We start from the raw sequence: 26165 nt of genomic DNA on the forward strand, positions 1-26165 counted from the left end.
CGGCGCGAAAATCGCCCGCCGGGCCCGCATCGGTCAGATTGCCGATTCCCGCGCCGGCCGTTTTGGCGCCACAATGACGCTTCGGGCGGCGCCGTTTCCGCCTCATCGCCGTGACATCATGGACACGCAGACTCCTCTTCCGTTCGCCATCGCGCTCGGTATCGGCTTGCTGATCGGCGTCGAACGCGAGCGGCGCAAACGCGGCGCGCTGCCGCGGCCCGCCGCTGGCGTGCGCACCTTTGCCCTGACCGCCTTGCTCGGCGCCGTCGCCATGTACCTGGGCGACGCGTTGCTGCTGGGCCTGGCGGCGGTGGCGCTGGGGCTGCTGTTGCTGGCGCAGGCACGGCTGACCGGGGCGGGGCAGGGCATGGCCACCCAGGCCGCCTTGCTGTTGAACCTGCTGCTGGGCGGCCTGTGCCTGCGCGATCCGGTGCTGGCGTCGGGGCTGGCCGTGACGGCCGCCATCCTGCTGGCGGCGCGCACACGCTTGCATCGCTTCGTGCGCAAGGTGCTCAGCCGCGCGGAAATGGTCGACGCGCTGATCCTGGCGGCCGCCGCGCTGGTGGTTCTGCCCATGCTGCCGGACACCTACATCGGGCCGTTCCAGGCCTTGAACCTGCGCACCGTCTGGAAGTTCACCGTGCTGGTGATGGCGGTCAGCGCGGCCGGCCACATCGCCTTGCGCCTGTTCGGGCCGCGCCTGGGCCTGCCGCTGGCGGGCTTTGCATCGGGCTTCATTTCCAGCACGGTGACGATCGGGGCCATGGGGCAGCGGGTGGTCGCCGAACCGTCGCTGATGGGGCCGGCGGTGGCGGGCGCGGTGTTGTCGTCGATCTCGACCCTGCTGTTGATGGCCACGGTGCTGCTGACGATCAGCCCGGTCACGCTGCAGGCGCTGTTGGTGCCGCTGGCGTGCAGCGGCGCGGCGGCATTGGCCTATGGCGCGACATTCCTGTTCAGGGCGATGCGCCAGCCGCCCGTCGCGCCGGTCGAGCCGGGACGGCCCTTCAAGCTGCAGGCGGCCTTGACGCTGGCGTTGATGGCGGCCGCCGTGCTGGTTGGCGCGGCGGCGCTGAACGCGTGGCTGGGCCAACAGGGAATCGCCTTGGCGGCATTGCTGGGCGGGTTTGTCGATACCCACGCGGCGGCGGCGTCGGTGGCGACCCTGGCGGCCGCTGAACGCATCCTGCCGGCGCAGACCGTGGTGCCGGTGCTGGCCGCGTTTTCCGCCAACGCCGTCAGCAAGGCGGTGTTCGCGGCCGCCAGCGGCGGGCGCCGTTTCGCCGCCCAGGTGGTGCCAGGGCTGGTGCTGATGATCGCGGCCGCCTGGGCCGGCTATGCGTTGACCTGAGCGCGGCGCTCGGCGCCGGCCGCCTGGCCCTGGGAGAGGAATTGCGCGGCGCCTTCGGCAATCTGCGCCATGCGCTCCTGCCAGGGACTCTGGCTGCTGCGGATCGCGGTGACGGTGGCGGTCGAAGCCTCGCGGCCGATTTTCTCGATCTCGCGCAGATAGGCCAGCTCGTGTCCCATCAATTCCATCATGCACTTCTGTTGCACGGCGAACAGCGCACCCATCGTGTCGGCGCTGTCGACCTCGGCGCGCACCGTCTGCACGAAGGCCAGCATGTCCTTGTCGGTCTTGAGCTGCAGCGTGCGCAACTGCCGCAGCATGTCGAAATAGCCGCTGGCCATGGTCAGCAAGCTGTCGAGGCCCTGCTTGTAAAGCGCGGCCTGGGGTTCGTAGTCGAGTTGCATCTGGGGTTCCTCCATGGGGGACGGTACGCGCCCGCGCGCGCCGGAAATTCCAGCATAGGCGTGTCGTCCGGCGCGACCTTGACCAAACGCAATCACGCGGGCCGGCGCCCGCAGACCGGCTTCAACCGCAGCTCAGGCGGCGCAACGCGTCGACATCGAGGATCTCCAGGTGGCGCTTGCTCACATGAAGCAATGCGGCGGTCTGCAAGCGCGAAAAGACGCGGCACACGGTTTCGATCTTCATGCCAAGATGGTTGGCGATGTCTTCACGCGTCATCTTCAGGACGAAATGGCGCGGCGAATAGCCATGCGCGGCCATCTGCTCGGACGTATCGATGAGGAAGCTGGCGATGCGCTCGTCGGTCGTCATGCGGCCCAGGGTCAGCAGCAGGCGCTGGCCCTGATTGATGTCGTGCGCGATCAGGCGATGGAGCTGGCGTGCGGCCTCGGCGTTCTGTTCGCAATGGGCCTCCAGTTCGCGGTAGGGCAGCGCGCAGGTGACCGAATCTTCCAAGGCGATGGCGTCGCAGGTATGGACGCCGGTTTCGATGGCGTCCAGTCCCAGCAGCGCGCCGGCCACCGGGAACGCGGTGATCTGTTCGAGGCCGGACGTGCTGGTGACACGGATCTTCATGGAGCCGGCGCGCAGCAGGTACAGGTTGTGCAGCGGGTCGCCGGCACGAAAAATCGCTTCGCCCCGGCGCACGCCGCGCCGGCCGCGCATGCCGGCCGGCTGGCACAGCCGCGCCACCACGCAGTCGGCGCATTCGGGGGGCAGCGTCTGAGCGGCCGGGAAGGGGGCAGGCAGGCAGGTCGTCGTCGTATCCATGGTCGCACCTCGCGGAGTCGGGCAGATAGCCATACAGGGATCGGGAGCCGGCGCGCCATCCACACGCGCGTGCAGCCAGTATGCGCGGCGGCGCCGGACCGCGCTATCGGCGCGACGCGCCGGTTTTCATGCGAAGTCACCTACGGCTGTAGGAATATTCTTACGCCACGCGCGCGTTTCAGCCGCCGGGATTGTCCTGGTCGTCGATCAGCTGGTGCTTGAGCGCGTAGCGGACCAGGTCGGTCTGGTTGCGCAGGCGCATCTTCACCAGGATGCGGCTCTTGTAGGTACTGACCGTCTTGACGCTCAGGAACAGCAAGCGCGCGATATCCGCGTTGTTCAGCCCGCGCGCGAGGTGGTGAAACACCGCTGACTCGCGATCTGACAGCAATAGATGCGGTTGGGCGCCGCCGTCGCCATGACGCTCGAAGGCAATGTTTTCGGCCACCGACGGGCTCAGATAGCGGCCCCCGCCGGCCACCCGGCGCACGGCCTGTTCCAGTTCGGTGGCGGCGCTGTCCTTGGTCAGGTAACCGGCGGCTCCGGCGTTGATTGCCCGGACCGCATACTGCGGCTCACCGTGCATGGTCAGCACCAGGATCGGCACCGCCGGGTAGTCGCGCCGGATCCGGCGGATCAGATCGACACCGTCATGGCCGGGCATCGACAGATCCAGCACCAGCAGGTCCCAGGGCCGCTGCGCCAGCAGGCGCAGCGCTTCGGTGCCGTTGCCGGCCTCGCCCTGCACCGCAATGCCGCCGGCCCGCTCCAGCAGGCGGCACAGGCCTTCGCGCACCAGCGTATGGTCATCCGCCAGCATGACCGAGATCATGGCGCCTCCCAGGGGGGCTGGGCCGGCTGCGCCGGCATGGTGGCTTTCAGACAGAAACCGCCTTTGCGGCGCGTCGTGATGCTGACATCGCCATTGAGCAGGCGCACGCGTTCGCGGATGCCCTGCAACCCGAGCGAGAACGGCACCTTGCGGGTCAGGCTCTCCGGCGTGGCGCCGATGCCGTTGTCCTGCACGACTACGCGGCACTCGGTGGCGCTGCAGGTCAGTTGAACCTGTACCTGGCTGGCCTGCGCGTGCCTGGCGATGTTGGTCAGCGCCTCCTGCACCACGCGGAACAGGGTGGTCGCCACCAGCTTGGACGGTTCGCCGGGGCCGACGTCGATGCGCGCGTCGGTCTCGATGCCATAGCGCGACACGAAATTCGACACCAGCCACTCGATCGCCGCCGCCAGCCCGAGATCGTCCAGCATGACCGGCCGCAGGTCGGCGGCGATGCGCCGCAGCGAGGTGAAGGTGAGCTTGATGAGGTGGCGCATGGCCTCGATGCGCTCATCCACGTCGCGCTCGTGCGGCGGCAGGCACGAGGCCAATTGCGACAGTTCCATGGTCAGCGCCGTCAGGCCCTGGCCTAGATCGTCGTGCAGTTCCCGCGCAATATGCTTCTTTTCCTGCTCGCGCACGTGCAACAGGGCGTTTGACAGCCGCGTCAGCTCATCGCGCGAGGCCAGCAGCGCCTGCTCCACGCGCTGCCGTTCGGTAATGTCGCGCAGGAAGATCGACAGGAACACGCCCGCCGCCCCCCGCGTCTGCGAGATCGAGGCTTCCATGGGAAATTCCTCGCCATTGGCGCGCAGCCCCCACAGCGGCGCGCCCAGGCCCATTTTTCGTTCGGAAATGCCGGTTTGCTGGAAGCGCTCCACGTGCCGGGCATGGACGGTGCGAAAGCGCGCCGGGATCAGGATATCCAGGCTGGCGCCGATGGTCTGGCCGGCGTCGCGCAGGAACACGCGCTCTGCCGCCGGGTTGAACATCACGATGCGCTGGCGCGCGTCGACCGTGATGATGGGTTCCGTGGCGGACTGGATGATGTCGAGAAGCGGAGGCGTGTTGGCCGGTGGCTCCATGGGCGGATGGGATGTGCGCGTACCGAACTCGCGAAAGATTTCAGTTCATTGCAGCACAGTTCACCCGGGCGCGCCATAGTCGAGGCGCACGGGCCCAGCTGGCCCATTTGGGCGAGACACGATGCCGTCCCTTTTTTCCGCGCCGGGCGCAACGCTCAGTCTACGGCCGGCAACACCGGATCGCCCCAGTCGCCGGCCCCGCCGGACGCCTGCAACTGCGCCTTGAAGCGGCACAGCGCGGCGTCGCTTTCGCCGGCCAGCACGTCGAACTGCTTGAGCAGCAGGATGGAACGCGGCTTGGCGCCGATCACGCTGGCCATGTCGTCGACCGCGCGAAAGCCGCCATAGCCGGACATCACGCAGATCACCGAGTACGCCTTGAGCCACTGGCGCTCATTGCGCAGGAAGGCGTGCATGGGCGCGGCCAGCGCGCGCAGCCAGACCGGCGCGATCAGCACCACGTGATCGTAGGCATCGAGGGCCGGGCCGTCGTAGCGGAACGCCGGGGCGCGCTTGAAGAGCACGTCGGCGATACAACGCAGGTCGCCGCGCAGGCCCAGCCGGGGAACCCGGTCGCGGATCTCGTGAACCGGCCAGTGGGTCATCGCGGCCAGGCGCTCGGCCACCGCGCGGGCGGTACCGCTGCGGGAATAGAACACAATGCCGATCCGGATCATGGCGCCTCCTTGGGCGCTTGGCCATCGCGCTCGTCCTGCGCCAGCAGGGCGCGCAGGATGTCGCGCCGGCTGACCACGCCGACCAGCTTGCCGTCGCGGGTGACGGGCACCCGCTTGATGGCATGCTTGAGCAGCAGATCGGCAATCCGCGACAGCGGCGCAGACTCTTCGACCGTGATGACCGGACTGCTCATGACGCTGGCGGCGGAGCGCTCGCCCAGTTGCAGGCTGTGCAGGAATTCGAGGTTCAGCGCCTCGCCCTCGGCCAGTTGCGCCAGCCAGTGGTCGAGCTTCTTCTGGTGGGCACTGTCCTGCCGGCGCACCAGGTCGCCCTCGCTGACCAGGCCGATCAGGGTGCCGTCGTCGCCCACCACCATGACGGCACTGATTTCCCTGGCCACCATGGCGCGCATGATCTGGGAGACGGGCGTTCTGGCGTTGACGCAATACGGATTCGGAGTCATGAGTTCGCTCGCGAGCATGCTGTTCTCCAGGGGAAAAGGGGCGTACCCTTGCTGGCGGTGCACCTTGTATTCATCTTGAGCCGGCCGGCGCGCGCGGTCTTGATCTAGGTCAAGCAGCGCGCGGCCCGCCGTTTCCGGCGTCGCAATGCCGTGCGATGCTGACCACGCATCCGCACAAGGAGGAGCCATGTCGAACCGTCCGATGCTGCGTTTCCTGGGGGCCGCCGGCACCGTCACCGGCTCGCGCCATTTACTGGAGATCGAAGGCCGGCGGATCCTGCTCGATTGCGGCCTGTTCCAGGGCGTCAAGACCCTGCGCCTGCGCAACTGGGCGCCGTTCCAGGTGCCGCCCGCCGATATCGACGCGGTGCTGCTGTCCCATGCGCACCTCGACCACTCCGGCTACCTGCCACGGCTGGTGCGCGACGGCTTTCGCGGCCCGATCCATTGCTCGCCCGCCACCCTCGACCTGTGCCACCTGCTGCTGCTCGACAGCGCCCATCTGCAGGAAGCCGACGCCGATTACCTGAACCGGCACCACCTTTCCAGCCACCAGCCGGCGTTGCCGCTCTATACGGTGGCGGACGCGCAGCGCGCGATCGCGGCCTTGCGCCCGGTCGATTTCGACAGCCCAATCGACCTGCCCGGCGGCTGCCGCGCCCGGCTGCGCCGCGCCGGCCACATCCTGGGCGCGGCCACCGTCGAACTCGACTATCCCGGCGGCAAGCTGCTGTTCAGCGGCGACCTGGGCCGCTACGGCGATCCGCTCATGCCCGCGCCGCAGCCGGTCGGACAGGCCGACTATCTGATCATCGAATCCACCTACGGTAACCGCGTGCACAGCAAGGAAAGCGCGCTGGACGCCTTGCAGGCCATCATCATGCGCACGGTCAGGCGCGGCGGCACAGTGGTGATTCCGTCGTTCGCGGTGGGGCGGGCGCAATCGCTGCTGTTCCACCTGTGGGAGCTCAAGCAGGCCGGCCGCATCCCGCGCGAGCTGCCGGTGTTCCTGGACAGTCCGATGGCCAGCGGCGCGGTGGACGTGTACCTGCGGCACCTGGCCGACCAGCGCCTGACGCGGGCGGACGCGCGCGCGGCCTTCGGGGTGGCAACCTACGTAACCGAGGTCGAGCAGTCCAAGGCGCTCGATACCTCGCCGATGCCCAAGATCATCGTCTCGGCCAGCGGCATGGCCACCGGCGGCCGCGTGATCCACCATTTGAAGCACTACCTGCCCGACGCGCGCAACACAGTGCTGTTCGCGGGCTTCCAGGCCATGGGCACCCGCGGCGCGGCCATGCTGGACGGCGCGCCGTCGGTCAAGATCCATGGCGCCTACATCCCCGTGCGCGCCGAGATCGACAACCTGTCGATGCTATCGGCGCACGCCGATGCCGACGAAATCCTGCGCTGGCTGGGCGGGTTTTCGCGGCCGCCCCGGGAAACCTTCATCGTGCATGGCGAACCCGACGCCGCCGACGCGCTGCGCCTGCGGATCAAGGACGAACTGGGCTGGCGCTGCCGCGCGGTGGAGCAGAACGACAGCGTGGCGCTGGGCTGATTACGACGTGTCCTGCGGGGCATGCACCAGCAGCACGGGAATCGTGGCGCTGCGCAACACTTCCTCGGCGCTGCTGCCCAGCATCATGCGCCGCACGCCGCGGCGGCCATGGGTGCCGATGACGATCAGGTCGGCCCGCCATTGCACCGCCTCGTCCAGCACGCGTTGCGCCACGGTCTTGTCCAGGCTTTCATAGAGCACGCTGTCGGCCTTGATATCCTGCGCGCGGGCGCTCGCCAGGGCGGTCTGCAGGATTTCGGTGCCGTTCTTGCGCAACATGTCGAGCAGTTCGCCGGCGTCGTAGCCACAGGGTTGCAAGGCCAGCGCGAACGAAAGTTCGTCGATGACGTGGATCAGGCGCAGGCTGGCGTGGGTGAGCCGCGCCAACTGGCAGGCCTCGCTCAGGCCGAGCGCCGAGGTGGGGCTGCCGTCGACGGGCACGAGAATGCGTTGGTACACGGCGGTTCTCCGGCAAAAGGGGAAATACAGGCAGTATCGACCCGCGCCGCCGGTAGCCCTTGACGGGAGTCAAGCGCCCCCCGGATCAGGCGCCGGCCATCCACCATGGCGCACTTCCTCGGCATCGATGCCTTCGGCGCGCGCGTAGGCCACGTGCTGGTCGCGCCGCGCCAGCAACTGCGCGCCGACAGCGGCTCCACAGGCGTGCAGGCGCGGCACGCGGGCCAGCACGTCGAGCGCCAGGCTGTAGCGGTCGATGCCGTTGAGCACGGCCAGTTCGAATGGCGTATTGACGTCGCCTTGCTCGCGGTAGCCGTGCACGTGGAAGTTGTCATGGTTGCGGCGCCGGTAGCACAAGCGGTGGATCAGGGCCGGATAGCCATGGAAATTGAAGATCACCGGCTTGTCGCGCGTGAAAAGGCGGTCGAACGCCTCTTCGGACAGGCCGTGCGGATGCACCGTCTGCGGCGCCAGGGTGAACAGGTCGACCACGTTGACCAAGCGCATCTTCAGCCCGCCGAAGCGCGACCTCAGCAGTGCCACCGCCGCCAGCGCTTCCCGGGTCGGAATATCGCCGGCGCAGGCCAGCACCACGTCCGGCTCGTCCGACACATGGGTGCCGGCCCACTCCCAGGCGCCGGCCCCGGCCTGGCAATGGCGCGCGGCCGCGGCGGCGTCCAGGTAGACAGGGTGGGGCTGCTTGTCCGCGACGATGACGTTGACGTAGCCGACCGAGCGCAGGCAGTGGTCGGTCACGCTCAGCAGGCAGTTGGCGTCCGGCGGCAGGTAAATGCGCACCACGTCCGGATGCTTGTTGGCCGCCACGTCCAGGAACCCCGGATCCTGGTGACTGAAGCCATTGTGATCCTGGCGCCAGACCACCGACGTCAGCAACAGGTTCAGCGCCGGCACCGGCGCCCGCCAGGGCGCCTGATGGCGCGCCTTGTCCAGCCATTTGGCATGCTGATTGAACATCGAGTCGATGACATGCGCGAAGGCCTCGTAGGTGGCGAACAGGCCATGCCGGCCGGTCAAGGTGTAGCCTTCCAGCCAGCCCTGCAACAGGTGTTCGCTCAGGACTTCCATGACCCGCCCATCGGCGGCCAGGTGGCCGCCATCGGCATCGCTGTCCAACAGCCGCGCCATCCAGGTCTTGCCGCTGGCCTCGTAGACCGCCGCCAGGCGGTTGCTGGCGGTCTCGTCGGGCCCGAACAGGCGGAAACGGTCGGGGTTGGCGCGCATGACGTCGCGCAGATAGTTGCCCAGCCGTTGCGTGGGCGAGGCCTCGACGGCGGCGGGCGTGAATACCGGCTCGCTGTATGCCTCGGGGCAAGGCAAGTCCAGCGCCCGCCGCAGCAAGCCGCCATTGGCGTGCGGGTTGGCGCTGATGCGCCGCGCGCCAACGGGCGCCAGCGCGCGCAGGTCGGCCACCAGCGCGCCATGCGCGTCGAACCAGGCCTCGGGCCGGTAGCCGCGCATCCAGGTCTCCAGCGCCCGCAGATCCTGCGGCCGGCCGGCGGGGTCGGGCAGGGGGAGCTGGTGCGAACGCCAGGAGTTTTCCACCGCGTGGCCGTCGACCAGGCGCGGCCCGGTCCAGCCTTTCGGGGTGCGCAGCACGATCATGGGCCAGCGGATCCGCGGCCGTTCGCCGCCACGCGCGCGCGCCTGGATGGCGCGGATCTCCGCCAGGCATTGGTCCAGCGCGCGCGCCATTTTCCGGTGCATGGCGGGCGGGTCGTCGCCTTCGACGAAGCAGGGGCGGTAGCCGTAGCCCTCGAACAGCGCCCGCAGCTCGGCCTGCGGAATGCGCGCCAACAGCGACGGGTTGGCGATCTTGTAGCCGTTCAGGTGCAGAATGGGCAGCACCGCCCCGTCGCGCGCCGGGTTCAGGAACCGGCCGGCATGCCAGGAAGCGGCCAGCGCGCCGGTTTCGGCCTCGCCGTCGCCGACCATGGCCGCCACGATCAGCCCCGGATTGTCGAACGCGGCGCCAAAAGCGTGCGCCAGGCTGTAGCCCAGTTCGCCGCCCTCGTGGATCGAGCCCGGTACATGGGGCGCGCAGTGCGAGCCGATGCCGCCCGGCGCCGAGAACTGCTGGAACAGGCGCGTCATGCCAGCCTCGTCCTGCGAGCATTCGGGATAGCGTTCCGAATAGTGGCCGTCCAGATAGGCATGCGCCAGCACCGCGGCGGCGCCGTGACCGGGCCCGCACACGTACATCAGATCCAGGTCGTGCTCGCGGATCAGGCGATTCAGATGGGTCAGCGTGAACGTCTGGCCGGGGCAGGTGCCCCAATGCCCCAGGATCCGGCGCTTGATGTGGGCCGGCGCCAACGGCTGGCGCAGCAGGGCGTTGGCGCGCAGGTACAGCATTCCCGCGCACAGGTAGTTGCTGGCCTGCCAGTAGGCATGCAGGCGCTCCACCTCGGCATGGGAGGGCACGGAGGAGGTCATGGTTTTCCTTTTTCGGGCCCGGCCGGCGTCGCCCAGGCCGGGCGGGCGGCGCGGGCGGTGTCGACTATGATCAGGTAGCGGCCGGCGCCGGCCGCCGGCGCGCGATCGCGCAGCAGCACCCAGGGTGGCGCCACCAGGGCGGCGGCCAGTTCGTAGTCGGCATCCAGCAGCCCGAATCGATCGATCAGGCGGTTGAACGTCGCGGGGATGCGGATGCAGCCTTTCGATTGCGCCGTACCCAGGCGCGGCTCCAGCAGGTACGGATCGGTCGCGTGCATCTGCAGGCGCATGGTGGCGGGCGCGCGGTCGCCCCAGCCCTTGTCGGCGGTTTGCCAGCCGAAGTCGTAGACCCGCATGCCCTTGGCGCCATAGCCGAGGATGCCGTTGGCGTTGCGGGTGCCCTCGGCGCGGAAGTCGGGATTGGACAGGCTGTGGCTGAACACGCCCGTGGGCGTCTCGAAATGGTCGAACTGACCGACGCGACCGGTGGACACCGGCGTGGCGCCCAGGAAAACCGGCGGCTGCGCCATCCAATACAGCAGCGCCGCCTGTACCTGGGGATTCCGATCCACCATGATGACGAACTGCGGGCCCAGCGGCGTGATGCCGGCCGCGCGCAGCGCCTGCGCCGCCAGCTCGCCGTAGCGCGTCTGCTCATCGATGGGCGGCGCCAGCACCGGCCTGACCTGTTCGCCGAACGCGCGCGCCACGTCCGCGACCGAGGGTTGTGGCGCCAGCGGTTGCGGCTGCGCCGTGGCGCCGGCCGCCAGCAACCACAGCAGGCCGGCCAGCGCGATGCGCCGGCCCGGGCCGGAACCCGGCGCGACCTGCCGCCTTGCGGAACTGCGTAGCGCGAACATGGAACCTCCACGGTACTGCGTTGGCGTCGGTCTGGGCGCGACGGCGGCGGCGCTAGTTCACCATCACCACCGGCACATGCACCGTGTGCAGCAACTTCAGGGCCACCGAGCCCAGCATCAGGCTGCCGGCGGCGCCCAGCCCGCGCGACCCCATCACGATGTGGTCGCACTGGTGCTCGTCCGCGTACGACCGGATGGACTCGGCGATATTGCCCACCTTCAGGCTCGACTGATACATGATGCCCGCCTTGTCCAAGGTTTCCCTGGCGTCGGCCAACGCCGTCCTGGCTTCGTCTTCGTAGTATTGCTGGATCATGTCGTGCGACACGAACGCCAGCACCGCGCCGGAAACGATCGGCAACTGCACGTTGAGCAGGTGCAGGTTGCAGACGCCATGGTCACGGATATGGTCGATCATATATCGCACGGCGCGCAGCGAGTTGGCCGACCCGTCGACCGGAATAAGCACGTTTTTCATGAAGCCTCCTGGCGGGGAAGGGGGGGAAGGGCAGGGTTTCATCATCGCGCCGCCGGCGCGGCGGCGCTTGACGCGGGTCAAGCCGGCGCGCTTTTTCTGTCCCAGCCCCGGCCACGGCCGGATCGCACCCGCGCCCACCGGGCCGGCCGGCCCGTGCCGGAATTGACAAAGGTCAACGTCCGGCCCGGCCGGCGGCGCAAGATGGCAGGATCGATCGACCCGCGCGGCGTGCCCCACGCCCGCGCTCCGCGCTCCGCGCCTTCTCCTGGGAGAACCCGCCATGTTCCGCCGCATCGCCGTTCATCTGGACAATGGCGTCGATTGCAGACGCCGTATCGATCTGGCCCTGCAAATGGCCAAGGCGCACGACGCCCATCTCACCGGCATATTCGCCAGCTACATGCTGCCCGGCTATTTCTACGACGAAGGCGGCCTCTGGGCCCGCTCGATGGACATCATCAAGGAAATCAACACCAAAGGACGCGCGGCGGTGCAGGAGGCGTTCAGCCAGGCCGCCGCGCAGGCCGGCGTGGCGGTCTCCTGGCGGCAGGGCGACGATACGCCGGCCGACTGCGTGGCCCGCCATGCGCGCTACTCGGATGTGGTAATCGTCGGGCAGGAGAATGTCTACGACATCGAGGCCGCCACCGGCAACGATTTCGTGGCGCAGACGCTGCTTGCCGCCGGACGGCCCGTTATCGTGGTGCCGTCGGTGGGCAAATTCGAGACCGTCGGCAGCCGCGTGCTGTATTGCTGGAACGGCAGCCGCGAGGCGGCCCGCGCGCTGGCCGATGCCGCGCCCCTGCTGCGCAGCGCCGTCGCCTTGCGCACCCTGACGCTGCAAGACGCCGACGCGGGGAACCCCGCGCGCCAGGCGGCCTACGAGGACCTGGCGGCGTATTGCGCCAGCCACGGCTTTGCGCCGCTGGAATCGGAGACCCGCGACGCGCGGGCAGGGGACATCGGCGACGTCATCCTGGACACCGCCGCGGATTTCGGCGCCGATTGCATCGTTATGGGCGCCTACGGACACAGCCGCGCGCGCCAATGGATCCTGGGCGGCGCCACGCGCTCATTGCTGACGGCGATGACCGTGCCGGTGCTGTTCTCGCACTAGCGCGGCGACCGATGACAGCCGCGAGCCCGCCCCAGGATCCGGGGCCCCGGCGCATCCTGGTGGCCATCGACGGCAGCCACGCGTCGGATCGGGCGCTCGACGAGGGCGTCGCCCTGGCCAAGCTCTCGCACGCCGCGCTTCGCGTCATCCACGTCCTGGATGATCTGTCCATTTCGATGGCGTTCAACCCCTACGCGGGCTATTACACCGGCGAATTGATCACCCAGTTACGCCAGGGCGGCGCGCAGATGCTGGCGCGGGCCGCCGCGCGCGCAAGCGCCGCCGGCGCGGCCGTCGAGACCGTGCTTTACGACGATCTGGGCCTGCCGGTCCAGGCGCGCATCCTGGGGATCGCCCGCAATTGGCCGGCCGACCTGATCGTGATGGGCACGCACGGGCGCCGCGGCGTCGGGCGCGCCTTGCTGGGCAGTTGCGCCGAAGCGGTGGTGCGCGAAGCCGCCGTACCCGTGCTGCTGGTGCGGGCCGCCTGAGCCGCAACGCCGAATTCGTCGATGGTGCGCCACTCATCGAGCGCGGCGGCCCCGCACGCGCTCTGCAATCCGTTGCGTATTTCTAATATGAAGCGTACGCTACAAATATGTAGTTTTCTCTACATATTCAATGCCAGACCCGCAGATGAGCTGGTTGATCCTGATCCTTTCGCTACCCACCGAAAACGCGACCGCCCGCATGCGTGCCTGGCGCGCACTGAAGTCATGCGGCGCCGCCGTGCTACGCGATGGCGTCTATCTCTTGCCAGCGCGGGACCGCACCCGGGAAGCCTTGAATGCGATCGCGCATGACGTGCAAGAGAACGGCGGGACCGCCTATCTGGCCGACACGGAATTCTCGGACGACCAGTCGGCGCGCCTGCGGGAACGCTTCGACCGAACCGCGGACTACGGCGCGTTGATCGAGACGGGCGTCGAGCCACTGCAAGCAGCGTTGTCCCCCGATACCGCGATGGCGACGTTGAAGCAATTGCGCAAACTGCGCAAGACCTACGCGCAGCTTGTCGAAATCGACTTCTTCCCGGCGCAGGCGCAGCGCCAGGCCGATGCCGCGTTACTCGAACTGGAGCAGGGCGCTAATCGCGCGCTCGCTCCGCACGAACCGCATGCCGCCGACGGCACCATCGCCCGATTGCGTATCGACGACTTCCGCGGCCGGATCTGGGCGACACGCGCACGTCCCTGGGTGGACCGGCTGGCGAGCGCCTGGTTGATCCGGCGCCGCATCGATGAGGATGCGCGCATCCTGTGGCTCGCTTCACCTGCCGAATGCCCGAAGCACGCCCTGGGATTCGACTTCGATGGCGCCAGGTTTTCCCATGTGGGGGCCAAGGTAACGTTCGAGCACCTGATCACCGCCTTCGGTTTGCAAAGCAAAGGCATGAACCGGCTCGGCGCCATCGTTCACTTCCTGGACGCCGGTGGCGTCCAGCCCCTGGAAGCCGCTGGGGTGGAACAGGTCCTGGCCGGCCTGCGGGCAACGATCGCGGACGACGACCAGCTCCTGGCGATCGCCAGCGGCGTGTTCGATGGGCTCCTGGCCAGCTTCGAGAAGGAGGGCGGGTCATGAGCACGCCAATCGAGGACACCGTCACCCCTCCCGACATGCCCCGTGATACGCCGCTCGCCCCCCCTGGGCCGGTCAGTTTCCGGCAGGCGCTGTGGTTCTGGTTGAAGCTGGGGTTCATCAGTTTCGGGGGCCCGGCGGGGCAGATTGCGATCATGCACACTGAACTGGTGGAACGCCGGCGCTGGATCAGTGAACGACGATTCCTGCATGCGCTGAATTACTGCATGTTGCTGCCCGGGCCGGAAGCCCAGCAACTCGCCACCTACATCGGGTGGCTGCTGCATCGGACATGGGGCGGGATCGTCGCGGGAGGCCTGTTTGTCCTCCCGTCGCTATTCATCCTGATTGGCCTGTCTTGGGTCTACGTCGCCTGGGGCGATGTGCCCGTCATTGCGGGCCTGTTCTATGGCATCAAGCCGGCGGTGACCGCCATCGTTCTGCACGCCGCCAATCGCATCGGATCGCGCGCGCTGAAGAACCCCATTCTCTGGAGCATTGCCGCGGCGGCGTTCGTTGCGATCTTCGCGCTGGGGTGGCCGTTCCCGCTGATTGTTGCAATCGCGGCATTGGTCGGCTTCGCTGGGGGCCAGCGATGGCCGCGGTATTTCCATGTGGGCGCGGGTCATGGCTCGAATTCGCAAGGCTATGGCCCGGCATTGATTGACGACGCCACACCTTCGCCCGCACACGCCCGTTTTCGTTGGCGCCGCTTGGCCGGAATCGTGGCCATTGGCGTGGCGCTGTGGGCCGCGCCAATGGCGGTATTGGCGGCGATTTACGGCTGGCAGGGCGCCTATACCCAGATGGGCTGGTTCTTCACCAAGGCCGCCTACCTGACATTCGGCGGCGCATATGCCGTGCTGCCATATATCTACCAAGGGGCCGTCGATCATTACGGATGGTTGGCGCCCATACAGATGATCGATGGACTGGCTCTCGGCGAAACCACCCCGGGTCCCTTGATCATGGTGGTGGCCTTCGTCGGATTCGTCGGCGGATACGCGCACAGCCTGCTTGGGCCGGAGCAGATGTTCCTCTCTGGCGCCCTCGCGGCCGCCATCGTGACTTGGTTCACGTTCTTGCCGTCATTCCTGTTCATTTTCGCGGGCGGCCCATTGGTGGAAGCCACGAAAGAGGATTTGAAATTCACCGCGCCACTGACCGCCATTACGGCGGCCGTCGTGGGCGTCATCCTGAACCTGGCGGTGTTCTTCGGCTATCACGTTCTATGGCCGAAAGGGCTGGCCGGACCTTTTGACTGGGGTTCGGCGCTGATTGCGTTGGGCGCCGCGGCCGCGCTGTTCCGCTTCAAGCGCGGGGTGATCGAGGTGATCACGGCCTGTGCCGGCGTCGGCCTCCTGCTCAAGCTCGCCCTGTGAGGCGGCATCATGAGGCAGCGGGGGACTGCTGGCGCCATTTCCAGGCCGGTCACGCGAGCTGCCGGACGATGTTCCGTCCATCCATTACTTTACATAATACACATTATGCGTATTTCAGGCAGGCGGCGGGGTGCGCTCCCGCTCCGGGTGCCGATGGCGCGCCAAGCGCCGCACCCGGGCGCGCCGCGCAGCGGGCGCCCTAGTAATCGTCCGTGACGCCCCGGCGGTTGCCGCCGGTGATATCGGTTCTGCCCAGCAGGTGCAGCGCCACCGCTTCGGCCACCTTCATGCCGTCAATCGCGGCCGACATGATGCCGCCGGCATAGCCCGCGCCCTCGCCCGCCGGAAACAGCCCCAGCGTGTTCATGCTCTGGAAATCGTCGCGGCGCGTGATGCGCAGCGGCGACGAAGTGCGCGTCTCGACGCCCGTAAGCACGGCGTCGTGCATGGAAAAGCCCTTGATCTGCCGTTCGAACGCCGGCAAGGCCTCGCGGATGGCGGCGATCACATAATCCGGCAGGCTGCCGGACAGGTCGGTCAAGCGCACCCCCGGCTTGTACGACGGTGTCACGCTGCCCAGCGCGGTCGAGGGCCGGCCGGCCAGGAAGTCGCCCACCAGTTGCGCCGGCGCGCTGTAGTCGCCGCCGCCCAGTTCGTAGGCGCGCTTTTCCCAGTGGCGCTGGAAGTCGATGCCCGCCAGCGGCGATTGCTCGATGCCCGGGAAGTCCTTGGGCTCGATCCCCACCACGATGCCGGCGTTGGCGTTGCGCTCGTTGCGCGAATACTGGCTCATGCCGTTGGTGACCACCCCGCCCGGTTCCGACGCGGCGGCCACCACCGTGCCGCCCGGGCACATGCAGAAGCTGTAGACCGCGCGGCCGTTGCCGGCATGGTGCACCAGCTTGTAATCGGCCGCGCCCAGCACGGGGTGGCCGGCGCTGGGGCCGAAGCGGGCGCGGTCGATCACCGATTGCGGATGCTCGATGCGAAAACCCAGCGAGAACGGCTTGGCTTCCATGTACACGCCGCGCGCGTGCAACATGCGGAAGGTGTCGCGGGCGCTGTGGCCCACCGCCAGCACCACGTGGCTGGCGGCGATGAATTCGCCCCCGGCCAGGCGCACGCCGCGCACCCGGCCGGCCTCGATCTCGATGTCATCGACGCGGCTTTCGAAGCGGAACTCGCCGCCCAGCGAGGCAATCTGCGCGCGCATCTGCTCAATCATCTTGACCAGGCGGAAGGTGCCGATGTGCGGCTTGCTCACGTACAGGATCTCGGGCGGCGCGTCGGCGGCGACGAACTCCTGCAGCACCTTGCGGCCATAGTGCTTGGGATCCTTGACCTGGGTCGAAAGCTTGCCGTCCGAGAACGTGCCCGCGCCCCCCTCGCCGAACTGCACGTTCGACTCGGGCCGCAGGGTGTTCTTGCGCCACAGTCCCCAGGTGTCCTTGGTGCGTTCGCGCACCACCCGCCCGCGTTCCAGGATGATCGGGCGGAACCCCATCTGGGCCAGGATCAACGCCGCGAACAGCCCGCAGGGGCCGAAACCGATCACCACCGGACGGCTGGACTCGGGCAGGTCGGCCGGCGCGTGGCCGACATACTGGTATTGCATGGGTGGCGTCGGCATCACGGTGCGCAGGCCGGCGACGCGCTTGAGCACGGCGGCCTCGTCGGCCACCTCGACGTCCACGGAATAGGTCAGCGTGATCGCGCTGCGCTTGCGCGCGTCGTAGCTGCGCCGGAAGATGGTCAGGGCGCGCAAGGCGTCCGGGGCGATCCCCAGGCGGCTACAGGCCACGGCGCGCAGGGTGGCGTCGATGTCGTCCTGGGAGGTCGACAGGGGCAGAATGATTTCAGTCAGGCGCAACATGAGGCAGCGGAACCGTGTCAGGGTTCAAGGGCGCGTAAAGCGCGTATTAAAACACGCCGCCGGCCCCTCCCCGCCTGCCCCGCGGCTTACCAGCGGTGCTGGTAAGTCAGCGTCAACACCGTGCCCGCCGCCGGCAGCCGGCTGGTGTTGGTGCTGGTGCGCATCAACTGGCTGTAGAGCGGGTAGTAGTCGCGGTTGAACAGGTTTTCGACGCCCACCACCAACGTATCCTTGGGGGTGAACTGGTAGCGGCTCATCAGGTCCACCGTGAAGTAACTGCTGACGTCGCGCCGGCCGAAGCCCTCCACCCCGTCCAGCCGGTAATCGCGGGCGCCGAAGTAATTGGCCTGGATGCGGTTGCTCCAGCGCTCGTTGGGCCGGTATTGCAGATAGGCGGTGAGCTTGAGCGGCGGGATGCGGTAGCCGGTCATGTCGCGCCAGGCGCCGTCGGCCGGACGCTCGCGCCCCTTCATCCAGGTGAGCGTGCCGCCCGTGCCCCACTTCTCGTCGTCGGTCAGGTAGTCCACCGTCGCCTCGATGCCGTGGATGCGCTCCTCGGTGCGCGTCAGGATCAGGCCGTTGTTGAAGCTCTGCACGTCGCCCAGCTTGGAGGTGGTGTAGAACAGCGCCAGCGATGCGGTCGTGTTACCGACGCCGCCGCGCCAGCCCAGCTCGTAGTTGTTGGTCTTGACCGGTTGCAGGTCCGACGAGCCGATGTCAAAGCCCGGCCGCGCGTTGCGCATCTGCACGCCGATGTCCGGCAACTGGAAACCCTGGCTGAAGTTGGCGTACAGCTCCTGGCCACGGACCGGCGCGTAGGCCAGGCCGGCGTTGAACAGGAAGGCGTCGTAAGTGACCGAGCCGCCCCGCACCGAGGCCGGCGACGCCACCCGCGACTGCGACAGGGGCACGAAATCGCCGAACCGGGCGGTGGCGTATTCATAACGCGCCCCGCCCTGCACCGACCATTGCTCATTGAACCGGTGCTCCAACTGGCCGAACAGGCCGGTGCTGCGCGTGGTCAGTTCAGGCATGTAGGTCAGCCGCCCGGTCTTGCGGAACACCCGGCCGCCGCTGGTGTCGTAGGCGGCCGCGTCGAACACATCGATTGGCATGTCGCTGCGTTCCTGGTTGAAGTCCACGCCCCACAGCAGCTTCGATTGCTCGCCCAGCGGCGTATCGATGGTGAGCCGGCTGCCGAACACCTTGGTGTTCTGCATCACCTGGTCCACATTGCTGCCGCGCGTGACCACCGCGCGCGCATCGAACGGCGTGAAACGCGTGTAGTAGTCGCGGTAGTACATCTGCGCCGTGAGCTTGCTGCCCAGCAGATCCAGGTGCTGGTACTCCAGGTTCACCAGGGTGTTGCGGATCTGGTTCTGGTCGGCCAGGTCCAGGCCGCTCATCGGCAGCGCGCGCGCCGTGCCGGGCGGCAGCCTGCCGACCGAGGGATCGGAGGTGTAGTCGGAATTCTGATTGGCGTTGTAATAGCTGGCCGACAATTGCAGGCGCTGCTTGTCGTCCAGCCGCAGGCCCAGCTTGCCGCCCAGGCTGTAGATATTGGAGTCGAACAGGTCGCCCTGGCTGGGCTCGGGCGCGATGCGGCGGCCGCGCGCGTCATAGGAGGCGCCGTTGTGGCGCGCGCCCAGATCCAGCGCGTAATCGAGCATGCCCTGGCTGCCGGCGAAGTACTGCTGCAGTTGCCCGCCGAGCCCGTCCGAGTTCAGCCGGCTCAAGGGGCTGACGGCGGTCACGGTGGTCTCGGCCACCGGCTCGCCGCCGGCCGGCCGGGTGGTGATCGAGACAATGCCGCCGGTGGCCCCGGCGCCATAGATCGAGCTGCTGCCACGCAGCACCTCGACGCGCTCGATGGTGGCCGGATCGATATTGGCCAGATTGCGCGAGGAATCCCGATTGGTGTTCAGCGGAATGCCGTCCACCAGCACCAGCACGCCACGCCCGCGCAGCGTCTGGCCATAGTCGGTCATGGTGCGGCTGGAATCGGCCATGCCCGGCACGGTCTTGGCCAGCACCGTGGCCAGGCTGTCCGAGCCGGTCCGCAATTCCTGCAAGGCGTCGCGCTCCAGCACGATGGTCTGCTGCACCGGGCTCACCAGGTTGCTGGCGGTGCGCGAGCCGCTGACCTCGATCGGCGCCAGCACCGTGGCGCCGCCGCTGGCCGCCTCGGGTTCGATGATGGTGGCCGAGCCTTCCTGGCGCAGCCGCAGCGGCTTGCCCCGCAGCAGGGCCGCCAGCGCCTGTTGCGGCGTCATCGATCCCGACAACGCCGGCGCCTGCATGCCCGCCACGGTCTGCGGCGCATAGAAGATCTGCAGGCCATGCGCCTGCGCCAGCCGCTTGAGCGCCTGGTCGAGCGACTGCGCCGGCATATCGATGGCGACGGGCGCCGTCGCCTGCGCGCCGGCCATCCCCGGGCCGAACGCCAGCAATACCGCGATCGCGGCCATCGTCAGGCGCGCGGCCAGCGGCGCGCCTTGTTCCATTTTCTTGTGAACCACAGCTTCTGCTCCTGCTCCGTGCTCGGTGGGCCCCATGCCCCACGGAATCAGGAAGAAGACGCAATACGGCGAAAAAACCTGAATGCGCCGCCGGACTATTTTGTAACCGCGTCAACGCGCCAAGATTTCACTGCGGCCGTCCGGCAACTGCCGCACCCGCACCGGCAGGATGTGCGGCAAGGCGGTCAGGAAAGCATCGGTGTCGCGGGTCTGGAACACGCTGGTCACCGTCAGATGCGCCACCCCCGGCCCCAGCGCGACCGGATGCTGCCGGTAGCGCGACACTTCGCGCGCCGCGCTGGCCAGGTCGGTATCGCTGAAGCGGATCTGGCCGTCGCGCCAGGCCAGCGTCGCCGCCACGTCGACGGGCTCGACCCGGTCGGCCTGCCCGGCCGCGCCGATGCGCACGCCCTGCCCGGCCGCGACCGGCACCGCCGCCGCGTCATGCGCGCCCGCCACCTTGACCGAACCGGACGCCACCAGCACCCGCACCTGCTCGGCGTCGCGGCGCACGTCGAAACGCGTGCCGGTCACGGTCGCGGTGCCCAGGCCAGCGTCCACCACGAACGGGCGGCCGGCGTTTTTCTCGACCGAGAACAGCGCCTCCCCTTCGATCAGCGCCACGCGCCGCTCGGCGTCGTCGAAACGCACGCGCAGGTGGCTACGGCTGTTCAATTCAGCGCGCGAACCATCGGGCAGCGCCACGCTGCGCAGTTCGCCAACCTGCGTCCGGTATTCGACCCAGCCCGCGCCGCGCGGCCACCAGGCCCAGCCGCCGGCCGCAATGATCGCGGCGCCCAGGCTCAAGGCCAGCGCGGCGCGGCGCCCGGAATGAGCCGTCCGGCGCGGCGCTTCGGCCAGGGCGCGCAGGCGCTCGGGCGCGACGGCATCGGCCGCCTGCCAGATCGATTCCAGCAGGCGGTACTCATAGGCATGGCGTGGATCGGCGGCCAGCCAGTCGGCGCGCGCCTGTTCCTGCGCGGCATCCCACTGGCCGCAATGGGCGCGCGCAAACCAGCGCGCCGCTTCGGCGCGGATGGCGTGGGCGCCGGCTTGGAGCCCGGCGCCCACGGGCGAGGCGGCGTCAGTTGGGCGCATACGCCCCCAGCCGCTCCCGCAGATGCAAGGCGGTACGGATCATGTATTTCTCGACCATGTTCTTGCTCAACCCCATGCGCTCGGCGATCTCGGCCTGCGTCAGGCCCTCCAGCCGCTGCCAGACAAACACCTGGCGGCACTTGAGCGGCAGTTCCGCCAGCGCCGCTTCCAGCGCCTGGCCCAACTGGCCGGTGCGCGCCTGAGCCATCGGGTCGCCCAGGGGGCTGGCGTGGTCGGCAATGGTATCAAGCGGCACCCATTCCTGCCCGCCGTCGCGGCGGAACTGGTCGACGGCCGCGTTGCGCGCGGCCTGGTGCAGATAGGCGCGCGGCTGCGCCACCTGGGCCGGGTCTGTTTCCAGGCACTTCACCAGCGCGTCGTGGGCCAGGTCGCGCGCGGCATCCCGGCAGCCCAGCTTGCGGGTCCAGACCGCGAGCAGCTCTTCGTAATAGGCCAGGAAGCCGGAGGGACGGGACGGACGCAATGACATGAAGCGCAATCGACGGAGGCATGCATGATAATGGTTTCCATTTTCATAAACAAACCCCATCGCCCCGCCCCGCCGGCCATGCCGGCCGGCATGGCGGCCCGGCACACCGCTTTTCGCAAAACGCGCGGGCGTGGCTCTAAGCGATGCGCCGGGCCGGACCGTCGCCTCAAGCGAGTCCGGACGGCGCTCAGTACTTGAAGCTCAGGCGCGCCCAGACGGTGCGTCCGGGTTCGTTGAAGGCGGTGTTGGCGGCAAAGCCGAAGCCCGCGTCGCCGGCCAGGTTCAGGTGTTCGGCGTAGGTCTTGTTGAACAGGTTGTCCACGCCCAGCGACACCTTGACCCGCTTGCTGACCGCGTAGCCGCCGTTGAGCGAGAACACCCCGAACCCGGCGCTGGGGCCGAAGTCCTTGCTCACCACGTTGCCCTGATTCAAGGCGTAGCGGCGCTGCGCCGCCACCACCCGCCACAGGGCGCCAGCCGACCAGGTGCCGTCATCGTAGGCGGCGCTGAGCCGGGCTTCCAGCGGCGGCATCTGCGGCAATGCGCGGCCGTCGCTGCGGTTCTGGCCCCAGGCATACGCCAGGGTCGCGCCCAGCTTCCAGCGCGGGGCCACCTGAGACGACAGCCCCAGCTCGCCGCCGGCAATGCGGGCGTCGATGTTGCGGGCCTGCGTCGAGCCGCCATGGCCGCCGTGCATACCGCCCATGCCGCCCATACCGCCCATGCCGCCCGCGGCATAGTCGAGCAGGATGAAGTCGTTGACGTAGCCGGCATAGCCCGACAGCCAGGCATCCAGGGTTTCGGTCTTGTACTGCGCGCCGAAATCGAGCTGCGTGGTCTTCTCCGGCTTGACGCCGCGAAACGCGTTGACCGAGCCGGCCGGCCCTTGCTTGGGCGAAAACAGTTCCCAATAGTCCGGGAACCGCTCCGCGTGGCCCAGGCCGATGTACACGGTGGCCGGCAGGTCGGCCAGATCCCGCTCATAGCGCAGGAAGCCGCTGGGCAGCGTCTGGTTGCGGCGTTGGCCGGCCGTCGGGTTGGGCATCGCCATCATCATCGCGCCATTGTCGCGGCGAAAATCCTTGGCCGAGGCCCAGTCCACCCGCGCGCCGCCGATGACGCGGCTGTCGTCGGTGGCGTGCCAGGTCAGTTCGCCGAAAACGCCGGTGTTGGCGAAGCTGGCGTCCTTGACCCAGCTTTGCGAGCGGTATGAAACCAGGTCGGTGCCGCTGCGCGCGCGATGGCGGCTCTGCTGGAAATCCAGGCCGGTCACCAGGCTCAGGTCCGGCGTCAGGTTCCAGGTGCCGGCGATGCGCCCGCCCCAGGTGGCGCGGTCCACGTTCGAGGCCATCGCCATCGGCATCATGCCGTGCGGGTCGGGCGCGCGCAGCGTGTAGTTGTCCATCACGTGATCGGCGTAGTTGTAGTAGAGCTGGGCCTCCAGCTTGTCCAGCACGCCGCCCAGGTTGCGCTTTTCCAAGCGCAGGCCGAAGCTTTCGCGCTTGAACTGTGAGCCGTCCATGCCGCGTCCGGCGTAGCGCGCGTTGCCGTCGCCGGTGCCGGCGGTCAGCTCGTAGCGCGTGTCGGCGTCGGGCGTAAAGCCCAGCGCCAGGTCGGCGTTCCACTTGTCCCAGCGCGACGGCACCTTGTTGCCGTCGCCGTCCTTGTAATCCTGGGCATGCGAGTGGTTGGCGGTGATGCGGGTGTAGACCTTGTCGTTGCCGACCGTCAGGTCGGCCGCCTGGTCGTTGCGGCCGTTTGATCCGCCCACGAGGCTGCCATCGAAGCGCACGCCGGGTTCGGCGAAGCGCGGCGTGTCGCGGTCAAAGCGGATGGTGCCGGCCGACGCGCCCGGCCCCCACAGCACGGTCTGCGGCCCCTTGATCACGGTCAGCTTGTCGAAGTTCTCGGGCGCGATGTAGGAACTGGGCGCGTCCATGCGCGCCGGGCAGGCGCCGGGCATGGAGGTGCCGTTGGTCAGGATGTTCAGGCGCGAGCCGAACATGCCGCGCAGCACGGGATCGCCATTGGTGCCACCGTTGCGGATCGCGGAAAAGCCGGGGATGGTCTTGAGGTAGTCGGTGCCGTCACTGGCCGGCAGTGGCTGGCGCGGGAGCTTCGGGTCGGTGGTGAAGGTCAGCGGCGCGCTTGGCGCCACGCCGGTGATGACCACCGGGTCGGTGACGGTGATGCCGTCGGCATCGACGCTGTGGGGCCAGGCGGGGAACGACGCGGCCAAGGCTGTCGCCAGGCAACTGACCCGCAGGATTTCCTTTTTCTTGCGCATGGGATTCTCTGGATCTGAACAGGCTGGACGCGCGCGCGACCGCACGGGCCGCATCGAGGCGCGCCAGCGAAAAAATGGGAAAACCAGGGTTCAGACCAACAGCGGCGGCGCGCGCGGCTGCCGCGGCAACCGCGCCTGCGCGCTGGAGAAATGGATATCGATGGTGGCCGCCGGCAGCACCTGCGGCGTGCCGGGCAACAGCCAGGCCAGCACCGCCAGCCCGGGCAACGGCGCGCCGCCCAGCATGGCGCAGCCGGCCAGGCAGCAATGCGGCAAGGCGCCGCTGTGCTGCTGCGCAGCCTGCGCGACGCCGCCGTCGGCGTCCAGCGTGACCACGCGCGGACCGCTGGCGGTGCAGATGATGGTGGTGGCGCCGGGAGCGCCGCCGGGCCCGGCCAGCGCGGCCGATGCGATCAGCGCCTGAAAGACGAACAGGAACGCCGCGGCCAGCGCGGTCCAGCGTCTGCGGACAAGGGCACCTGTAGGCATTCGCATCCTCTTGAAGTGGCGGATGGTAGCACGCACCCCGGCGCGAAAAGGGCCGCGCCAAGCGCTGCAGGACGCTCGGAAAGGCCCGAGCCCCGCAATCCCCGCCCTTGCCGTTCGCCATTTGCTCGTGGGACGGCGCGCCCAAGCCACTGAGCGCCGTGGTTGGTTATTTGGTCATGACGCACAACTAAACAACCAATCCTTCGTTGGGCGCCGCGCGGCGCTCCCGTAATGTTTGCCTGGCAAGCAGGGACTTCCCCTGCGCCTCGCGACATGACCTACGGAGAGCGCCAGCATGAACCAGCCTTTGCCCCCCAGCCAAGCGTCACGGTCCGCCGCCGTCAAGGCGACCCTGGACTACCCGGTGATCGACACCGACGTGCACGTCAACGACTACGCGCCGGTCCTGGAGGACTATGTCCAACACTACGGCGGCGGCAAGCTGGTGGATGCCTTGCGCAAGGCGCTGGGCTCGCGCTTTGCCACCAAGAGCGGCGGCAAGGACTGGTACCAGCAGACGCCCGCCGAGCGCCACGACAACCGCACCCTGCGCTCGCCCTGGTGGGCGCGGGTCACGCGCAACACGCTGGATCTGGCCACCTACACTCTGCCCGAGCTGCTCAACGAGCGCCTGGCCGAGCAAGGCGCGGACTACTCCGTGCTGTTCCCCAACGACGTGCTGGCGCCCTTGGCCGCGGGCGATGAATTCCGCCAGCCGCTGCACCGCGCCATCAACCATTTCCACGCCGACCAGTACCGTAAATACAGCGACCGCCTGACGCCGGTGGCCGGCATTGCGCTGAACACGCCGCAGGAAGGCATCGAGGAACTGGAGTTCGCGGTCAAGACGCTGGGCCTGAAGGTCATCAACATCGCCGGCGGCGTCAAACGGCCGATCAAGGCGATCGCGCGCAAGTATCCCGCCGCCGACCATCCCGAGATCGCCAAGCACGCCAGCTACATCGACTTCTACGGCATCGACAGCGAATACGACTACGACCCGTTCTGGGCCAAGGTGGTCGAGCTGGGCGTGCCGGTCACCACGCATTACGGCAGCCAGGGCTGGACCGGCCGCCAGTCCATCAGCAACTACATGTTCAACCACATTGGCCACTTCGCCGATGGCTCGCAGGCCTTCGCCAAGGCGCTGTTCTTCGGCGGCGTCACGCGGCGCTTTCCGAATCTGCGCGTGGCGTTGCTGGAGGGCGGCGCCGACTGGGGCTCGCACGTCTACACCCACCTGGTGGACCGCTGGGAAAAACGCAACCGCGTCGCGGTGCAGAACTACAACCCGGCCAACGCCGACGTGGCGCTGCTGCACGAGCTGTTCCAGCGCTACGGCGCCGATTTCATCCGCGGCCGCGACATCGATCCGCAGCAGTTGCTGCGCGACAGCCTGGGCATCTCGGCCCTGCCGCACAGCCGCGACCCGCATCCGGACGAGCTGGACGACTTCGCCGCCGCCGGCATCGAATCGGCCGAGGACATCCGCAAGCGCTGGGTCGACAGCTTCTATTTCGGCTCGGAAGCCGACGACCGCACCGTGGCGGCGGCCTTCAACGACAAGGTCAACCCGCTGGGCGCGAAGATCAACGCCATCTGGTCCTCCGACATCGGTCACTGGGATGTGCCCGACCTGACCGCGCCGCTGGCCGAAAGCTGGGACCTGGTCGAGCAAGGCGTGATCAGCGCCGAGGACTTCAAGGCGCTGGTGTTCGGCAACCCCTACCGCTTCTACACCGAGGCCAACCCGGCCTTCTTCCAGGGCACCGCCATCGAGCGCAAGCTGGCCGCGCCGGTGCGCGCGGCGGCCTGATCCTGCCTGGCTTGCCTGTCCGTTGTTATCCGCCGGCCGCCGACATGGCGGCGGCCGGCGGG

Annotated in this window: 23 protein-coding genes; 7 read left to right on the plus strand and 16 right to left on the minus strand. The window is 68.4% G+C overall.

The genetic code is table 11. The features are described 5' to 3' along the window. Positions 1 to 118 precede the first annotated feature (118 nt). A complete protein-coding gene (locus ACN6O8_RS08615) occupies positions 119 to 1351 on the plus strand; it encodes an MgtC/SapB family protein (RefSeq protein WP_427990636.1) in 1233 nt (410 codons plus the stop codon). On the opposite strand, the gene ACN6O8_RS08620 is transcribed toward ACN6O8_RS08615, so the two are convergent. The 6 genes from ACN6O8_RS08620 to ACN6O8_RS08645 all read right to left on the minus strand — a co-directional run bounded on the left by ACN6O8_RS08620 (position 1336) and on the right by ACN6O8_RS08645 (position 5660). Further along, the gene (locus ACN6O8_RS08620) at positions 1336 to 1755 is read right to left on the minus strand and encodes a hypothetical protein (RefSeq protein WP_427990637.1); all 420 of its coding nucleotides are present in this window, start codon (positions 1753 to 1755) and stop codon (positions 1336 to 1338) included. The genes ACN6O8_RS08615 and ACN6O8_RS08620 overlap by 16 nt on opposite strands. A gap of 121 nt (positions 1756 to 1876) precedes the next feature. Continuing rightward, a complete protein-coding gene (locus tag ACN6O8_RS08625; RefSeq protein ID WP_427990638.1) occupies positions 1877 to 2584 on the minus strand; it encodes a helix-turn-helix domain-containing protein in 708 nt (235 codons plus the stop codon). Positions 2585 to 2762: 178 nt separating this feature from the next. Further along, positions 2763 to 3416, minus strand: a complete 654-nt coding sequence (locus ACN6O8_RS08630; RefSeq protein ID WP_427990639.1) for a response regulator transcription factor — start codon at positions 3414 to 3416, stop codon at positions 2763 to 2765. Beyond that, positions 3413 to 4501 carry a PAS domain-containing sensor histidine kinase gene (locus tag ACN6O8_RS08635; protein ID WP_427990640.1) on the minus strand — a complete coding sequence of 363 codons (1089 nt, stop codon included), beginning with the start codon at positions 4499 to 4501 and terminating at the stop codon, positions 3413 to 3415. The genes ACN6O8_RS08630 and ACN6O8_RS08635 overlap by 4 nt, the downstream gene beginning before the upstream one ends. A gap of 155 nt (positions 4502 to 4656) precedes the next feature. Continuing rightward, positions 4657 to 5178, minus strand: coding sequence for a flavodoxin family protein (locus ACN6O8_RS08640; RefSeq protein ID WP_427990641.1), 522 nt, complete (start codon positions 5176 to 5178; stop codon positions 4657 to 4659). Next, on the minus strand, positions 5175 to 5660 hold the full coding sequence (locus tag ACN6O8_RS08645) for a CBS domain-containing protein (protein ID WP_427990642.1): 486 nt from the start codon (positions 5658 to 5660) through the stop codon (positions 5175 to 5177). Before ACN6O8_RS08645 ends, ACN6O8_RS08640 begins: the two co-directional genes overlap by 4 nt. Before the next feature lie 169 nt (positions 5661 to 5829). Here ACN6O8_RS08645 and ACN6O8_RS08650 point away from each other — a divergent pair, with 169 nt between their 5' ends. Further along, positions 5830 to 7203, plus strand: a complete 1374-nt coding sequence (locus ACN6O8_RS08650) for an MBL fold metallo-hydrolase RNA specificity domain-containing protein (protein ID WP_427990643.1) — start codon at positions 5830 to 5832, stop codon at positions 7201 to 7203. On the opposite strand, the gene ACN6O8_RS08655 is transcribed toward ACN6O8_RS08650, so the two are convergent. From ACN6O8_RS08655 to ACN6O8_RS08670, 4 genes are all read right to left on the minus strand, one after another. Further along, positions 7204 to 7662 carry a universal stress protein gene (locus ACN6O8_RS08655; RefSeq protein ID WP_427990644.1) on the minus strand — a complete coding sequence of 153 codons (459 nt, stop codon included), beginning with the start codon at positions 7660 to 7662 and terminating at the stop codon, positions 7204 to 7206. Positions 7663 to 7731: 69 nt separating this feature from the next. Then, on the minus strand, positions 7732 to 10116 hold the full coding sequence (locus tag ACN6O8_RS08660) for a phosphoketolase family protein (protein ID WP_427990645.1): 2385 nt from the start codon (positions 10114 to 10116) through the stop codon (positions 7732 to 7734). Beyond that, positions 10113 to 10976 carry a L,D-transpeptidase gene (locus ACN6O8_RS08665; RefSeq protein WP_427990646.1) on the minus strand — a complete coding sequence of 288 codons (864 nt, stop codon included), beginning with the start codon at positions 10974 to 10976 and terminating at the stop codon, positions 10113 to 10115. Before ACN6O8_RS08665 ends, ACN6O8_RS08660 begins: the two co-directional genes overlap by 4 nt. Before the next feature lie 52 nt (positions 10977 to 11028). Further along, a complete protein-coding gene (locus ACN6O8_RS08670) occupies positions 11029 to 11454 on the minus strand; it encodes a universal stress protein (RefSeq protein ID WP_427990647.1) in 426 nt (141 codons plus the stop codon). A gap of 280 nt (positions 11455 to 11734) precedes the next feature. Between ACN6O8_RS08670 and ACN6O8_RS08675 the strand changes: the two genes are divergently transcribed. The 4 genes from ACN6O8_RS08675 to chrA all read left to right on the plus strand — a co-directional run bounded on the left by ACN6O8_RS08675 (position 11735) and on the right by chrA (position 15531). After that, on the plus strand, positions 11735 to 12571 hold the full coding sequence (locus tag ACN6O8_RS08675; protein ID WP_427990648.1) for a universal stress protein: 837 nt from the start codon (positions 11735 to 11737) through the stop codon (positions 12569 to 12571). Positions 12572 to 12582: 11 nt separating this feature from the next. Continuing rightward, entirely contained in the window at positions 12583 to 13062 is a 480-nt protein-coding gene (locus ACN6O8_RS08680; RefSeq protein WP_427990649.1) for a universal stress protein, read from the plus strand. 145 nt (positions 13063 to 13207) lie between these two features. After that, complete coding sequence (locus tag ACN6O8_RS08685; RefSeq protein ID WP_427990650.1) at positions 13208 to 14152, plus strand: chromate resistance protein ChrB domain-containing protein; 945 nt, start codon at positions 13208 to 13210, stop codon at positions 14150 to 14152. Beyond that, positions 14149 to 15531, plus strand: a complete 1383-nt coding sequence (chrA, locus tag ACN6O8_RS08690) for a chromate efflux transporter (RefSeq protein ID WP_427990651.1) — start codon at positions 14149 to 14151, stop codon at positions 15529 to 15531. The genes ACN6O8_RS08685 and chrA overlap by 4 nt, the downstream gene beginning before the upstream one ends. Before the next feature lie 199 nt (positions 15532 to 15730). Here chrA and ACN6O8_RS08695 read toward each other — a convergent pair whose 3' ends face one another. The 6 genes from ACN6O8_RS08695 to ACN6O8_RS08720 all read right to left on the minus strand — a co-directional run bounded on the left by ACN6O8_RS08695 (position 15731) and on the right by ACN6O8_RS08720 (position 24287). After that, on the minus strand, positions 15731 to 17404 hold the full coding sequence (locus ACN6O8_RS08695; RefSeq protein WP_427990652.1) for an NAD(P)/FAD-dependent oxidoreductase: 1674 nt from the start codon (positions 17402 to 17404) through the stop codon (positions 15731 to 15733). Positions 17405 to 17490: 86 nt separating this feature from the next. After that, positions 17491 to 19872, minus strand: coding sequence for a TonB-dependent siderophore receptor (locus tag ACN6O8_RS08700; protein WP_427990691.1), 2382 nt, complete (start codon positions 19870 to 19872; stop codon positions 17491 to 17493). A gap of 162 nt (positions 19873 to 20034) precedes the next feature. Continuing rightward, positions 20035 to 21021, minus strand: coding sequence for a FecR family protein (locus ACN6O8_RS08705; protein WP_427990653.1), 987 nt, complete (start codon positions 21019 to 21021; stop codon positions 20035 to 20037). Then, positions 21008 to 21511, minus strand: a complete 504-nt coding sequence (locus tag ACN6O8_RS08710; RefSeq protein ID WP_241052424.1) for a sigma-70 family RNA polymerase sigma factor — start codon at positions 21509 to 21511, stop codon at positions 21008 to 21010. The genes ACN6O8_RS08705 and ACN6O8_RS08710 overlap by 14 nt, the downstream gene beginning before the upstream one ends. 187 nt (positions 21512 to 21698) lie before the next feature. Beyond that, entirely contained in the window at positions 21699 to 23798 is a 2100-nt protein-coding gene (locus tag ACN6O8_RS08715) for a TonB-dependent copper receptor (protein ID WP_427990654.1), read from the minus strand. 90 nt (positions 23799 to 23888) lie between these two features. After that, positions 23889 to 24287: a DUF2946 family protein gene (locus ACN6O8_RS08720; protein WP_427990655.1), complete on the minus strand. Its 399-nt coding sequence runs from the start codon at positions 24285 to 24287 to the stop codon at positions 23889 to 23891. 295 nt (positions 24288 to 24582) lie between these two features. On the opposite strand from ACN6O8_RS08720, the gene ACN6O8_RS08725 reads away from it, so the two are divergent. Further along, positions 24583 to 26103 (plus strand): amidohydrolase family protein, encoded by a 1521-nt coding sequence (locus ACN6O8_RS08725; RefSeq protein WP_427990656.1) that lies wholly within the window; start codon positions 24583 to 24585, stop codon positions 26101 to 26103. Positions 26104 to 26165 lie beyond the last annotated feature (62 nt).

It is taken from the genome of Achromobacter sp. (genome assembly GCF_050285565.1).
Classification (GTDB): domain Bacteria; phylum Pseudomonadota; class Gammaproteobacteria; order Burkholderiales; family Burkholderiaceae_B; genus Achromobacter.